Consider the following 14,000-nt stretch of genomic DNA (forward strand, 5'->3'; position numbering starts at 1 on the left):
TTGATCCTCCCTATCTATTTTCCAACTTATTGATTTAATTCCTTACTTATAATTAGGTAAATTAAAATCCCCTTAAGGAGAACAAACTATTGTGGCGCTTGCTACCCCTAGGGGGATTATAAGTTAATTAGTTTCTATACTCCAGCTGCCGTATCCCATGATTGCAACCCATAAGTTGTAATCACATTATTAAGGCTCGAAGCATACGTCGGTGAAGTTGCATATCCATCAGATTGTAATAACGAAGTTACAGTAGCGTAGCTAGTTTGATGTAACAAGTTACTGTAGCGACTATTGCTGTACAAGAAGTATCCGTGGTCAACAACACTTTCATAGAAGCTTGGGTATTTCCGGAATTCTGCATTTACATAGTAGTAACCACCGCTACCATATTCCGCAGTCGACATGATAACGTATTGACCATTATATGATCCTTTAATCCCAAATAAGTTGTTGGCTTCAGTAGCTAAGGCTGATTGCCCCCAACCACTTTCAAGGATTGCTTGAGCAGCCGTCACGGATGGTAACACACCATATTCCTTCCAACCATCAAGGGTTGCCTGGTAAATCTTTAATAGGAATTGTGAAGAAGTCGTAGTCCCGGTAATAATACCAGTATTATCGGCAGTTAATGATATTCCATTGTAACTAAACGTCGTGTTAGTTGCCTTTAGATACGTTACTGGGTTGAAGTAGTAGTAATGACCATACCATTGAACTAACCCAGATTGAACGATCCCATCACTACCTACCATGTACCAGTCCCCCCATTGGGACTTAACATAATCTTGGTGGTCCAACTTTAAGTAGGTCACTGGATCGAAGTAGTAATACTTACCATACCACTTTTGAACCCCTGATTGAACTATCCCATCACTACCTACCATGTACCAAAGCCCCCATTGGGACTTAACGTAGTCTTGGTGATCTAATTTTAAGTAGGTTACTGGATCGAAGTAGTAGTACTTACCGTACCACTTTTGAACCCCTGATTGGACAATCCCATCGCTACCCACCATGTACCAGTCCCCCCATTGGGACTTAACGTAGTCTTGGTGATCTAATTTTAAGTAGGTTACTGGATCGAAGTAGTAGTACTTACCGTACCACTTTTGAACCCCTGATTGGACAATCCCATCGCTACCCACCATGTACCAGTCCCCCCATTGGGACTTAACGTAGTCTTGGTGATCTAACTTCAAGTAAGTAGTTGGATCAAAGTAGTAGTAACTCCCGTACCACTTTTGAACACCAGATAACGCTACACCATCCTTAACTAGGTACCAGTTGTAGCCAGTCCCACTAATTGATGGTAAATAGGAGTAGTTTTCACCGCTAGCAACTTTCCCATTCGTGTAGTATGTGTAGGTACCGTTCTCACTAACCCAACCGTTTTTAGTTGAGCTCGTAGCTACCGCTGCCACTTCACGCGTAACTACTTCCGCAGAAGTTACGCTACTATCTTGAGTTGAAGTTGCTGATGAATCAGCACTATCGCTTGTAGCACTTTCGGTTGATTGGCTTGTTAAAGAAGTAGTAGAAGTTGCAACCGAAGACGAATCGCTAACGGTACTTACTTCTGATGATGCAGAAGTTACACTCACTTCAGAGCTTGACGTTGCACTAGTTGCAGCAGTGTCAGCTGAACTTGCAACCGTACTTGCGCTAGCAGCGTCTACCACGGATGAAGTAGCGCTAGTTACAGAACTGGATGCTGATGAAGAGACAACAGCACTTGAAGCTGCAGCACTAGCTTCTGAAGTTGACGACGTAGCTACGGCTGAAGTGCTGCTTTCCAGTACTACTGAGGAGGCACTGCTAGTTTGTGCTACTGCCACAGTTGCAACCGCAGATGAGGTAACATCGGCATTTGCAGTTACATTGTTAAGGGAAACCACCCCAGCTACCGCAACCGCTGCAGTAATGGCGAGTGTCTTCCATTGTTTTCCACTTTTATATAACTTATAGTGCTTTTTACTTTCCATGACCTTACCTTTTTATTAAATATGTTAATTCTTTATCACTGTTATCTACTTTAACACTTTATATTCAGCAAGTTTTACTTAACCCCAAGTTGTCAACAAACGATAATGTTTGACATCTTTTGGAAATATTCATTCTTGAAAAAGGTTACGGCAAGATGTACTTCATGAGTTTGAATTTCTTTATAAGCAAAACGATCGGTGCCATAACAAGATAGAGAACAAACGGGTATACGTATATATGAATTGGGTTTTGCAATACCTCAAAGTAACTATCCCATACCTTTGGTGTTACATGGAATAGATACCAGTCAAATAACTGGATAAAAAGCGGGTGCAACACGTAAATCCCTAGTGATGCTGAAGACAACACCGCAAAGAACTTCGTCACCCTTTCTGATCGGGCATGATTGGTAAGTCGCTTAATTAAAATATATAGGCCAAAGGTATAGAACATCGTTCCTAGGTTGTTAAAGTAAACAATCTTATTCACGAAGATATCATTTAAGATATCAATTCCTAAGTTTAAAGTACCTAAAGCAATGATCGTCATCTGAATTTTATCCGATAGATAATCTTCCTTAATTAGATAGCCCATCACATAGTATGTTATCCACGACGAATTTAATAGAGGCACATTAATATTGCCGCTACTGAGATTAACACCCTTGAGTGCTGCAATATAAGGCACCACAATCCCGTAAGCTACTCCTACCACGACCACATAAGCAAGTATATCTTTATATTTTTTCGCTAACACCGCAAAGACTGGGGTGGCCAAGTAGAGCTGAATGATCGAAAAGAAGAACCAGAACAAACTATTGATCTTATCATCCACAAATGATTGAACAAAGTCACGTAGGGAAAAAACATTCCGGTGGAAAATCCCTGGGAAAGCATAATAGTGGTAGCTATACCAATAGTAGAAAACCGACCAGATTAAAAACGGTACCACGACCCTAAGGAATCTCTTTTTAAAAAACTCTTTCGTGGATTGACGATAGCGATAATCTAGCAACATTGCACCAGAATTCATAAAAAAGATCCCCACCGCAGGTAGGAAGATCGTTTGCAGAATATTTCCAATGATTGTAATTTGTTCGTTTGGATTCCCCTGATGGGCGATCTGGGCAGTATGTTGGACTAAAACGGCGAAAATTGCCATGCAATTCAGTATGTCGATATAAAGATAGCGTTTCTTTTCCATATTAAAACATTACTTTCCTAAAACTTGTTTTGCTTGCTCAATCACCGGCGCCTTAAGAATAAAGAGGCAGGCAACATAAATAACCGTCCCCACAAAGATCTGAATCGCCATGTTAACAATATTCATTGTCATTACGTCACAGATTCGGTTAACTACAAGGAACATCACTAGTCCCCCTAAGAAGTACCGCCAACTACTTCTAAACAATTGGCGTCGCCGAATGGTTGAACGAACAAAATTCATCTGTACTGCCATCACACTGAACTCGGCAATAACGGTTGCTAACGCCGCTCCGTTGGCCGAATAAAATGGAATCAAGAGGATGTTGGCAATCACGTTAACCACCGCCCCAATTGAAACGGAAACCGTGTACTCCTTAACCCGGTCAATTGGCATCAAGTATTGGTCACCAGTTACGTTACTCCACGCAATGAAGACAATTGCTGGGGCCTCGAAGAAAATAATCTTACCGGCATCTTGGTACCCATTCCCTAAGAACCACGGGGCGAATTTTTCCGAAATTGCCATTAGACCAAACATCATTGGAACTGCCATCGCCGTTACAAAGTCGAAGGAATTGTAGAGGCTTTCCCGAACCCCCTTCAAATCACCCTTAGCAAACTTATTGGCAATGTGGGGAAGCATAACCGTCCCCGTAGCCGTTACGATCGCTAAGACTAGTTTGACCAGGCGATCCGCATAGTCAAACTGCCCTAAGGCCGTTGGTTGACCAATCTTCCCTAGCATTAACTTGTTAACCACCAAGTAGATTTGGGTCGTAATCGTTGGAATAAAGAGGAGTAAGGAGGGGTAAAGGTGTCGGAGGGGATGCCATTCTTTTGGTGACACCCACTGGATATTGGACTTTAGATACGGCCATAGGGTTAAGTTTCCGCTTAACTGGGCAACCCCAATCAACAGGATGTACTTCCAAAGATCAGCTTCCGTCTTAACCAGAGTAAAGATCAATACAATCATGATTAACTTGACGATTGTATTCCGGACGACCGTCTTTTTAAAGTCCTCCATCCCCATGAAGTACCAGGAAACATCGATCCCACAGGCAACGATCCAAAGCGTTTGAAGAAGGTAGTATTCCCGGAAGGTTGTCGAAAATAAGAACACCGCCACGAGGTAGGCAACTAAAGAGATGCTAATCGTGCACAGTTGAAGTGCTTCAATTCCCCAAAAGATTCGCGAGCGTTCCCGCTTATCATCCCGGTGATAGGCAACTTCTCGGTTTCCGTATAAGCCAATCCCCATTTGACCGACTAAATAAAAAACAGTGACCCACCCATTTGTATAAGTGTTGATCCCACTGGCGTGTGCACCCAAGGCGCGGGACACATAAGGGGTCGTCACTAAGGGGGCAATCATCAAAAGAATCTGATAGCCCGCGTTATACAAATAGTTTCGGATCACTTTCATGCTTACTTATTAAACTCCTTTTCTACGCATACAAGGGCCGCGTGAAGTACTTGGTCCATGTCATAGTAGCGGTATTGGCCCAACCGGCCACCAAAGATCACATTGGCTTCCTTTTCCTGGGCAAGCTTAGCATATTGCTTGTACAAATCATTATTTTGTTGGTTGTTAACTGGGTAGTATGGTTCATCACCGCGGTGCCAGTCAGCTGGGTATTCCCGGGTCACGATCGTCTTATCCTTGTCACCCTTACCAAACTCAAAATGCTTGTGTTCAATCACCCGGGTGTATGGTGTTTCCGCATCGGTGTAATTGATAACGGCGTTCCCTTGGTAGTTATCAACATCCAGTTCTTCGGTTTCAAACCGCAAGCTCCGGTATTGAAGTTCCCCCAGTTGGTAATCAAAGAATTCATCGATCATTCCGGTGAAGACGACCTTCGGATAGTTAGCCAGGTATTCTTCGCGCTTGGCAAAGAAGTCCACACCCGTTTCCACATCAATCAAATCGGAGGCTAACATCTTTTCAACGATTTGTGTGTAACCACCAACCGGAATCCCTTGGAAGTCATCGTTGAAGTAGTTGTTATCGTAAGTCAAGCGAACTGGCAGGCGACGAATAATGAAGGCCGGCAATTCGGTTGCCTTTTGCCCCCATTGCTTTTCCGTGTAGCCCTTCACCAGCTTTTCGTAGATGTCACGACCAATCAATGAGATGGCTTGTTCTTCCAAGTTTTGCGGCGTCTTGCCGGCCATTTCTTGGCGTTGTTCATTGATCTTGTCCATTGCCTCTTGCGGCGTCCGAACGCCCCACATCTTGTTGAAGGTGTTCATGTTGAACGGAAGGTTGTACATCGTTCCCTTGTAGTTGGCTACCGGGCTGTTAGTATAACGGTTAAAGGTTGCGAACTGGTTAACGTAATCCCAGATTTCCTTATTGGAAGTGTGGAAAATGTGGGCCCCGTATTGGTGCACTTGGATCCCATCAACTTCTTTGGTGAAGATGTTTCCGGCGATGTGATCACGCTTTTCAATCACTTTCACCCGCTTGCCACGTTTGGCAGCTTCGTAAGCAAAGGTGGCACCGAATAAACCGGCCCCAACTACAAGATAATCGTACTTAGACATTGTATATTCCTTTCACACGTGTAATTAGTTTAAACAATCATAGCCCAAATTAAGCTTTACAACAATATCCATTATGATCTATTAGTAGCTAATCTAGAGCTTATTAAGTGTTTTTTAAATAAGGTTTCGCCAAGTCGTCACAGTAAATGCTAACACCATCCCAACGATTAACCCAACTGCCACCCCTGCTAATAGGTACTTCTTTGTTGAAGGACTAGTTTGGCTATCGGCGTCTTTAACCTTAGCCTTGGCAAAGGTTGAAATTGTTCCGGTTGACGGTGAAATCTTCGGTAATTCGGTCTTTGCGGCATCAACAACAGCGTTAACTACTTGCGTTGCCTCCTTGGCATTCCCCGCCTCTACAGAAACCGTGAGAACTAAGCTTTGCATAACGGTCTTAACCTTGATCATGGATAAGATGTCTTCCGTACTGTATTGCTTACGAAGCTTTTTCGGCAGTTCTTTTTGCGCAGCCGCCGCCACATCACTACTTTCAATCATATCCTTATACGTGTTAGTCAAGCTTAGGTCTGCTTGGACTTGTTCGTTAGCCGTGCTGTTATTATAACGGTGAGCAACCATTAAGGAACGGCTCGCGGTGTACGTAGTGTGCTTTTTGGTGTGAGCATAAAAGCCACCAGCGGCCCCACCCAAAACTGCAAAGATCAAGATTACTAAAATGTTCTTCCAGACCACTTTAGTAAGGTTACTCAGCGATATTTTCATTGCCATATTTCTTTCCCCTTATATTTTTCAAAACCCATTCTAACTGTGGAATACTTGCGAGAATAAAGACGTTGTAAATCAATTGGACGGCGTGTGGTTCAACCATCGAATTGATGGCAACTAACATTACGATTGCCGATAGGGCGTACTCCTTTTGAACCGTGCTAACAATTGCGATGAAGGTCATGATCACAATAAAGAGCACGAAGATGATTAACCCCCATAATAGAAGCATCCGAACAAAGGACGAATCGATATAAAAGTAGTCCGCACTCAATCCATTTTGGTTTTGGTTAGCAAAGGTCTTCCCCTTCACACCACCAAATGATTTTTCGTGGATAAAACGTCCAATTAAATTTGGATCATACAACCGGAAGGCCTTTCTACTCAAACTTAGTCGGCCAGACAGCAGCTCGTTGAATTTCCGGTAGATATGGTTACTGTCATCAAAGAAGTAGGCAGCCGTAATCGTGATCACAGCCAACACCGGCATTGCCATCCACCAAAAGGAAGCAATCATCCTTGAGAATCTTTTCCCTTCTGCAGCTCGTTGCGTGACCCACATCACCGGAATCATCAACAGCATTGCATAGAAGTCTAGCCGGGTATCGGTATAAACCATCGCAATTGTTGCAACAACCGCAATCCCAATGTAATCAAACCACTTAAGCTTGCCAAAGCGAACGTAGCAATATGCTAGTGCCGAGAAAAACAGGTGGGACGCCACAAAGGTTGTATAAGCCATCCCAAGCCCATAGCGGTTCGGACGTAGATTAGAAACATAGACTAAGTTAGGAACAATATTCACCAATGAAGTGGCGGCAATCACAAGTAATAGAGTCACCGATAGGTATAAGTACCACCTAGCCACCTGTTTAAAGTCAACGCCACGCGCCCCTAGCACGAAGGCCATTGTTACCATTAGTTCCGGATACTGGGCCGTTCGCCAAGAAATAATACTAGCAACCAATAATGCTGTTATTACTAATTTACCGGACACTTGCCATTCATCCATCACGTAAATTTTAAAAATTAGCAACGGGATGACGAGGTAAGTAATTAAGCGTAACTCGGACCAACTCAGCAAGGTTGTATAGGTTGAATCAATTAAGAAGGCGGGGACAAAGTATAGACTGAAGGCCAGTAAGTAAACATGCTGCCCCTGAATCGGTGCCCGCCAAATTTCAGCTATTCTTGCTTTCATTCTTCAATTCCTATGCGTGTCCCGTGATCTTACGTTGGATAAACTTACCACCCTTTTTCAACCAGTTGGTATGCTCCATAAAGACGTAGTTAACTTCTTTGGTCTTGTACTCTGGGTGGACCTCCAACCATACGTCCAAGAGTAGCTCGCTCAAGAATCCGTAGACCCGCTGTTCGTAGGTTGAGTAGTTAGAGATATCAGTTTGGGCTTCCACTTTAGCTAAAACGTCGTACATCCAAGTGCAGTACTCATTGAGGGGCTTTTTCTTCATAATGAACATGTTAAACATGTGTGCCCAAGTCCGCTTCATCACTAGCTCAAAGGCTGGTGCATACTCTGGGTATTGCTCTTGTATCACCTGGCGCATCACCTCAAATGGTTCGTGGTGGTGAGCATGTAAGTAATGCGATTCGTTAGTTTCGATGTAGTACTTCCGCTTGGATGGCAGGATAATATCGTAATCTTCTAGTAGCGCCACGGTCTCTTTTTCCGACAACACCGTTTGAAGCGCCTTTTGGTGGCGTAGGCTTAAATAACGGCGGTAGTGCACCAAACCCATGGCATCAACGTCTAAGTTCTTCCAGCCCCAGTAAATGGCAGTTAACTCATTGTAGGTAGGGTTCTTTTGAGAAATGTTATCGCCCGTGTTATCCCCTTGGAAGGTGTGGTTAACATCTGGGTGTAGGTCCTTACCCACAAAAACCGGCAGATACATTGGATCTGTCGGCATCTCGTAATTTTTGTGGGCGGCAACTAATACTTTTACTCGCACAATGTTCTCCTTTAGTAGGCTCCGTTTGGTTTGATCATTACTTTCACAGTTTCAAGCATGATCTTTAAATCCAACCAGACGGAGCGGTTTTGAATGTAGGTTAGGTCGAGGCGGACCATTTCGTCAAAGTCCACGTCGTTTCGGCCCCCCACTTGCCACATCCCGGTGGCCCCGGGGGTCACTAAAAGGCGTTGCTTGTCGTACTCCGTGTACTGCTCCACCTCCGAAACCAGCGGCGGCCGGGGCCCAACGATACTCATTGATCCAGTCACCACGTTAATTAACTGTGGTAACTCATCCAAGCTGTACTTGCGAATCACACGACCAACCCGAGTGATTCGGGGGTCATCCTTCATTTTAAACATCGCCCCATCAACCTCGTTTTGATCTTGTAATTTGGCGAGGAGCTCATCTGCGTTACTAACCATTGAGCGGAACTTGATGATTTTGAATTCGTGTCCGTCCTTCCCCACCCGGGTTTGGGTGTAAAACACCGGCCCGTGGGGATCATCAACTTTGATGCAAATTGCAATAATTAACAGTACTGGACTGATGACCACCACCCCGATTGCCGAGGCCACCACGTCAAACAGACGCTTGATCCCCCGGTAAAAGTATTGGCGGTTTAATCGTTCCGCATCAATGTGAATCATGTTTTCAACCATTAGCGTTTCTCTCGATTTCAAATTAACTTGGGCTCTCTAGTCGCCCCATTTTTCACTTCATTGTTGATAACCGCAACCCATTGTAAATAGATTCTATTTACAAATACTCCTCTAATGATACCAATAAATTAGGGCGTTAAAAAGAACTTTTCGTCCGGAACCCCTTTCATCAGTTATTAAGGTTTTCTTGCTTGGCCAGCCACTGATCAATTTCATCGAGGTCAAACCCCTTGCGGTAAAGGGCCTGCTTAGTCTTCATCTTTCGTTCATAACCTTCAAACCGGCGGTAACGGTGCCAAGCTTTTTCCGCTTCCCGTTCCAGTAATTCCGCCTGGCGATCCTCCGTTTGGGACGGGATTTCGTTTTCCTTCACCAGTTGGTAAACTTCATCGCCGTACCCTTGGGTTAGCACCCCCTGGTGGATTTTTTCGCTTCGGCGCCGTGCCGGTTGGTTCAGGTAACGCTTGGCCAGCTTTTGCACCAGTTTGGCGGCATTTTCAACCTGTTGTTCCGTGGTGAACTGGGTAAGGGCGTCGTCAATTAAAAACTCGCCCACCCGCTTTTGACGAAGTTTTTGGCGAATCACCCCCGGTCCCTTCAAACCGGTATTCATCTCCGTCCGCACGTAAGCAGCCGCGTACTCCCGGTCATCCAACAAGCGGTTTTCCCGCAACTTGGCCATCACCACCGGGACAAACTCCGGTGGGGTGTCAATCTCCACTAGCTTTTGTTCCACCTCGTGTTCGGTCCGCAGTTGGTGGGACAAGTAATCCAGCATCTTATTATAGGCTTGCGCCACCTGATCATCGTTTGAGATCTGCTGTAGTAATTTCTGATCGACCTCCATCCCCTTATAAAGACGGTACTTGATCAAGACACTCTCGGCCACCGGAAAGGCGTACTGACCGTTTAAAAAGACGTTAAAGCGCCCCGGTCGTTTTTGGGCCACAATGGCGGTAATTTGTCGAATTTGCGATTCTTTTTCCATGATCCACCCTTACAAATTTTCGCTTGGTTTCTATGTATAAGGTGTAAGCAGTGATCACAACTTACACCAATCAAATTTAAAGGAGATATCAACATGCTTCATAACGTCAAATCCACTAAGCTTCAAGTTACCTTAATCGATGGCGATCACCCCGAAGGTTTGAACCGGGTCTTTAACAACCTGGTTGCCCAACCGAGTGATGAGCAGATCGCCAGCTTCCAAACCATCCTTGAAGGATTAGCCGGGGGTACCGTCCAAGAAGCCACCCTGACGACCGCCACGACTTTAACTAACGAATAGCCATAACCACTAGCCAACCGAAAGGAAGTACTTAAATGAAGACCTTAAACCTCACCTACAAGGGCAGCCTGAACAAGACGCACATCTTGAAGATCAACTACGCCAATGGCCAACTGGACGAAGCAACCGTTCGCCAAGCCATGACCCAGATCGCCAACCTAAAGCTGTTTAAGAAGGGCGAAGAAGATCTGTTCGTCACGCCCGTTTCCGCTAAGGTGGTCAACACCGACGAAGAAGTACTCTTTGCTTAATTGCTAACGACCAGAGGCTAGGAGAAAACCGTGTTTTCTCCTAGCCTTTTGCTGTATTCACGAAAGTTAGGCAGGAAATGTGGAAAATAACCGCAGGTCTAGTGCCTAAGTACGGCCGAAGAACAGTGCATACTGCACTAACCGTTCGTCCTAGCTTAGTCATACGACCTGCCGAGTAGGTTATTTCCCACCCGCTTTTTTGATTCGTTCATGAACCCACTGCCAAAAGTAGGGGCGTTGGCTAACTGGTCCATCCACCAGCACCTGGCAGGTAGCGTTGACAATCGCCCCGATCATCACAATCATCCCGGAAAAGTCCAACCACATCATCATCAAAATGAAGGCCCCGATCGTCTTGTAGGAATTTAACCGTTGGGCGAATACGACGGCGTAATAGGAGAAGAGGCGCGATAGGCCCATCCACAGCAAGGTGGCAACCAGGGCGCCAATTACCACGTACCGCAGGCGCACCCGGGCGTTAGGAACGAAGTAATAGAGCAGGGTTAAGAAGATAAAGAGCCCGCCAAAGGTCACTGGCCACCGCAGGCTACTAAAGAGGGTGACGTAATTAATTGGGAAGTGCAAGATTGGCTGTAAGGCTTCTAGCACCTGTTCCCCGAGCCCATACATAATCACTAAGGCAAAGATAATCATGATGACGATGATCATCCAAATAAAGGACAGGACCCGGTTAATGATCGGATTTTGGTTCTTAGCCACCCCATAGGCACCGTTGACGGAGCGTTGAAAGGCCGCAATTCCTTGGCTAGTTGACCACAGGGCCACCAAGGCCCCGGTAGTCAGGATCCCCCCACTCCCCCGGCGTAAGAAATCAAAAATGATCGGCCGGATAAATTGGTAGACCGAACTAGGGATTGCCGATTGCAGATACGGGAGGACCGTTTTTGCATCTAACCCCAGCATCGGTAAGAGGTTTCCCACCACTAGCACCGCCGGGAAAATGGAAAGTAAGGTATAGTAGGCCAGCACGGCCGCCGAAGTTGTTACTTGCGCCATTTGGAAGTGTTCGGCAAAGACCGTCACAAAGCGCTTCAATTTGGTGCCAATAAATTTCATCATGGCCCTCCCACACGTTAATAGGCCCATTTTAGCAGTTTCTAACGGCGAAAACAAAAAGAACTCCCGTGAGGAACTCTTTTGTCTTTCTAGCTGTGCATTATTTCTTGACGATTCCGCTCACTTTCCTACTTCATCATGTGCAACTGGTACAGGTACTGCTTACCGGCCGTCAAATCGTATTGAACCAGCTTGTAATCTTGCCAGAGTCGTTTTTGCTTCTTAGTTAACTGGCTGTACTTAACCACTTGCCCCTTACTGTTTGTGAACTGGAGGCTAGCAGTACTATTGTTTTGACCAGTGTTAATGGAAACGGCTGGTAAGTCCTCATATACCTTTGTCATCAAAGCAAGGTATGGCGTGACCTTGGAATTAGTTTGTTCCGCTACCATCGCCATGAAGTCATTCGGGCTAACCACCTTAGTGTTACTGGTCAAAGTCCGGGCACCGTGTTCACGGGCGTAGGTGTTGGAGTAGATGAAGTAATCCGTTTCATGCAGCTTGGTCCCATCCTTTGCCATGCTGTTGTTGTAAATCCCCGGCAGATGGTCACCATAGAAGACAACCGTGATTGGCTTTTGGATCTTGTTAATCTGCTTGATGAACTGCTTAACTGCTTTGTCGGTGTAGGTAAGCCCCGTTGTATACGTTGCAACCGTCCCCTTATCTGTCCCTTCACTTACCGAAGTTGGGAGCCACTTGGAGTAGTTTTTATAATCGGTAGTCATATACGGCATATGATTTTGAATTGTAACTAAGTTAATAAAAGTTCCACTCTCGTCATTTTTAAGTTGCCGAAGGGCATTAGTATAAGCTGTTTCATCAGAGAGAAATGGGTTATTTTTAATCCGTTTTTGATCCGTAATCTTGTACTTGCTACCTAAGTAGTAAAAACGATTAAAGCCAAATTTAGCATAAGCTGTAATCCGGCTATAAAAAATACCTTGATAAGGGTGAACACTAACTGCGTAATTAAAGAGCTTATTAAAGGTCCAGTTTCTAGCTAAACCAGGAACCAATTGCGAAAATGGAGTTTGCATGGTTGACGAGAAGTTAGCCGTTGCCAACCCGGTTAAGGTCATGTATTCCATATTGGCCGTCCCCCCACCGTAACCTGAGGACATCATCAGGCCACTAGTGGTCGTTTTCTTCAGGGAAAGAATATATGGGATCGGGTTTCCCTTGATCTTAACTCCCGGCACCCGCTTGGGGTTAGAGAAGCTTTCACTCAGGTTAAACATGATTGTTTGCGACGACAGCGAATTTTTCCGATCTTTGTTTATCTCCTTTGCCACCACTTGATATTCCTTAACAATCTTTTCCATCCGGGCTCTTGAATAGCCGGCTGGCTTTTCCATCACGGTAACGTCAATGTTGTTCATAAACTGGATAATTGGACCATTCTGGTGTGCTCCTTCTATTTGGCTGTAAAAGAGCGGGTAATTACCTAATCCAGTAAGAAATGAACTAATTCTAGAATTAGTGTGATTCCATAGAGCGCTACTCCCAAAGAAACAGACCGTTAGTACCGTCCAAAGTAATCGACGCTTGACATTCGGGCTAGGAACTCGATACCTATGGTCAAGGATCAAACCGATAATAACTAAAAGGAGTACCCCTGCAACTCCAGCAATCACCACCCAAACGCTAACAAACTTAAGAATTTCTCCAAAGGTCTGAACAGAAGTTACATCGGCCAGAAGGATTGGCTCATCACGCAATCCTAACTTAATGTGATCGGCGATAAAAAAGACCAACATAAGACCACTTGTCAGACAAAGCGACAACCAGTACTTGCTTGTAATCGATTGTAGGATTTTAAAGAACAGCCAAATCAAAATAGTGGTAAAAATTAGGGTTCCCTGGCGGTTCAAAACTTGGTAACTAAAGCTATTGTACTCGGGATTAGCAGGTCCTAATGCAAGGCCTGAGAACGTTAACCATAAACCGATAATCGCTAGTAGATATGAGGCCCCGACCGCCGTCAACGCTGGCCAGTGACGATGGCAAAACTTCTTCAGCCACGCTGGCCACCCCATCAAGTGGGACGGCAGCTCCTCAACCCACCGCTCGTAATGTTGGGTGATCGCTAAAGATGAAAAGAGCCTTCTTAAGCACCAATTAGCCACGAATCCGACCGCCATAACGGCACCCGCAATGATCGCTACCAAAAGGATCTTCAAGCCCAGATTACCGACGTGGCCAGCGGCAAAGCCAACATAATGGCTCCGCAATAAAGGCAGTCCTGCCAAAACAAGGCTACTGTAGATCCCTCC

General features: G+C 45.1%; 13 protein-coding genes and 1 pseudogene. 2 read left to right on the forward strand and 12 right to left on the reverse strand.

Features of this window, described 5'->3' with window-relative positions; translation table 11 throughout:
- Positions 1–134: 134 nt before the first annotated feature.
- The 10 genes and pseudogenes from FG166_RS07505 to recX all read right to left on the reverse strand — a co-directional run bounded on the left by FG166_RS07505 (position 135) and on the right by recX (position 10,096).
- On the reverse strand, positions 135–1,424 hold the full coding sequence (locus tag FG166_RS07505) for a glucosaminidase domain-containing protein (RefSeq protein WP_306387723.1): 1,290 nt from the start codon (positions 1,422–1,424) through the stop codon (positions 135–137).
- 489 nt (positions 1,425–1,913) lie between these two features.
- Positions 1,914–1,985 (reverse strand): annotated as a pseudogene (locus tag FG166_RS09785) (KxYKxGKxW signal peptide domain-containing protein); the annotation flags it as partial.
- Between the two features lie 145 nt (positions 1,986–2,130).
- Positions 2,131–3,189: an acyltransferase gene (locus tag FG166_RS07510; protein ID WP_003684140.1), complete on the reverse strand. Its 1,059-nt coding sequence runs from the start codon at positions 3,187–3,189 to the stop codon at positions 2,131–2,133.
- Between the two features lie 9 nt (positions 3,190–3,198).
- The gene (locus FG166_RS07515) at positions 3,199–4,617 is read right to left on the reverse strand and encodes a flippase (RefSeq protein WP_003684139.1); all 1,419 of its coding nucleotides are present in this window, start codon (positions 4,615–4,617) and stop codon (positions 3,199–3,201) included.
- Between the two features lie 2 nt (positions 4,618–4,619).
- Entirely contained in the window at positions 4,620–5,741 is a 1,122-nt protein-coding gene (glf, locus tag FG166_RS07520) for a UDP-galactopyranose mutase (RefSeq protein WP_003684138.1), read from the reverse strand.
- A gap of 114 nt (positions 5,742–5,855) precedes the next feature.
- Complete coding sequence (locus tag FG166_RS07525; protein WP_004563039.1) at positions 5,856–6,473, reverse strand: YveK family protein; 618 nt, start codon at positions 6,471–6,473, stop codon at positions 5,856–5,858.
- Complete coding sequence (locus FG166_RS07530) at positions 6,448–7,671, reverse strand: hypothetical protein (protein WP_003684135.1); 1,224 nt, start codon at positions 7,669–7,671, stop codon at positions 6,448–6,450. The genes FG166_RS07525 and FG166_RS07530 overlap by 26 nt, the downstream gene beginning before the upstream one ends.
- A 10-nt stretch (positions 7,672–7,681) precedes the next feature.
- On the reverse strand, positions 7,682–8,443 hold the full coding sequence (locus tag FG166_RS07535; protein ID WP_035431232.1) for a DUF4422 domain-containing protein: 762 nt from the start codon (positions 8,441–8,443) through the stop codon (positions 7,682–7,684).
- A gap of 11 nt (positions 8,444–8,454) precedes the next feature.
- Positions 8,455–9,108, reverse strand: coding sequence for a sugar transferase (locus FG166_RS07540; protein ID WP_003684130.1), 654 nt, complete (start codon positions 9,106–9,108; stop codon positions 8,455–8,457).
- A gap of 169 nt (positions 9,109–9,277) precedes the next feature.
- Complete coding sequence (recX, locus tag FG166_RS07545) at positions 9,278–10,096, reverse strand: recombination regulator RecX (RefSeq protein ID WP_003684129.1); 819 nt, start codon at positions 10,094–10,096, stop codon at positions 9,278–9,280.
- Between the two features lie 93 nt (positions 10,097–10,189).
- Here recX and FG166_RS07550 point away from each other — a divergent pair, with 93 nt between their 5' ends.
- Positions 10,190–10,396 carry a DUF1659 domain-containing protein gene (locus FG166_RS07550; RefSeq protein ID WP_003684128.1) on the forward strand — a complete coding sequence of 69 codons (207 nt, stop codon included), beginning with the start codon at positions 10,190–10,192 and terminating at the stop codon, positions 10,394–10,396.
- Between the two features lie 35 nt (positions 10,397–10,431).
- Positions 10,432–10,647 (forward strand): DUF2922 domain-containing protein, encoded by a 216-nt coding sequence (locus FG166_RS07555; protein WP_003684127.1) that lies wholly within the window; start codon positions 10,432–10,434, stop codon positions 10,645–10,647.
- A 180-nt stretch (positions 10,648–10,827) separates the two neighbouring features.
- On the opposite strand, the gene FG166_RS07560 is transcribed toward FG166_RS07555, so the two are convergent.
- Together FG166_RS07560 and FG166_RS09660 are read right to left on the reverse strand one after the other, a co-directional pair.
- Positions 10,828–11,724: a YihY/virulence factor BrkB family protein gene (locus FG166_RS07560; RefSeq protein WP_080543057.1), complete on the reverse strand. Its 897-nt coding sequence runs from the start codon at positions 11,722–11,724 to the stop codon at positions 10,828–10,830.
- Between the two features lie 128 nt (positions 11,725–11,852).
- Positions 11,853–13,106 carry an LTA synthase family protein gene (locus tag FG166_RS09660; RefSeq protein ID WP_262350942.1) on the reverse strand — a complete coding sequence of 418 codons (1,254 nt, stop codon included), beginning with the start codon at positions 13,104–13,106 and terminating at the stop codon, positions 11,853–11,855.
- Positions 13,107–14,000 lie beyond the last annotated feature (894 nt).

This window comes from Limosilactobacillus fermentum (genome assembly GCF_013394085.1).
GTDB classification, from domain to species: Bacteria; Bacillota; Bacilli; order Lactobacillales; family Lactobacillaceae; genus Limosilactobacillus; species Limosilactobacillus fermentum.

Excerpts from the sequence above, each read along its gene's own strand:
- FG166_RS07510 (WP_003684140.1), bottom strand. The coding sequence starts at position 3,189 with ATGGAAAAGAAACGCTATCTTTATATCGACATACTGAATTGCATGGCA.
- FG166_RS07515 (WP_003684139.1), bottom strand. The coding sequence starts at position 4,617 with ATGAAAGTGATCCGAAACTATTTGTATAACGCGGGCTATCAGATTCTT.
- glf (WP_003684138.1), bottom strand. The coding sequence starts at position 5,741 with ATGTCTAAGTACGATTATCTTGTAGTTGGGGCCGGTTTATTCGGTGCC.
- FG166_RS07525 (WP_004563039.1), bottom strand. The coding sequence starts at position 6,473 with ATGGCAATGAAAATATCGCTGAGTAACCTTACTAAAGTGGTCTGGAAG.
- FG166_RS07530 (WP_003684135.1), bottom strand. The coding sequence starts at position 7,671 with ATGAAAGCAAGAATAGCTGAAATTTGGCGGGCACCGATTCAGGGGCAG.
- FG166_RS07540 (WP_003684130.1), bottom strand. The coding sequence starts at position 9,108 with ATGGTTGAAAACATGATTCACATTGATGCGGAACGATTAAACCGCCAA.
- recX (WP_003684129.1), bottom strand. The coding sequence starts at position 10,096 with ATGGAAAAAGAATCGCAAATTCGACAAATTACCGCCATTGTGGCCCAA.
- FG166_RS07550 (WP_003684128.1), top strand. The coding sequence starts at position 10,190 with ATGCTTCATAACGTCAAATCCACTAAGCTTCAAGTTACCTTAATCGAT.
- FG166_RS07555 (WP_003684127.1), top strand. The coding sequence starts at position 10,432 with ATGAAGACCTTAAACCTCACCTACAAGGGCAGCCTGAACAAGACGCAC.
- FG166_RS07560 (WP_080543057.1), bottom strand. The coding sequence starts at position 11,724 with ATGAAATTTATTGGCACCAAATTGAAGCGCTTTGTGACGGTCTTTGCC.
- FG166_RS09660 (WP_262350942.1), bottom strand. The coding sequence starts at position 13,106 with ATGAACAACATTGACGTTACCGTGATGGAAAAGCCAGCCGGCTATTCA.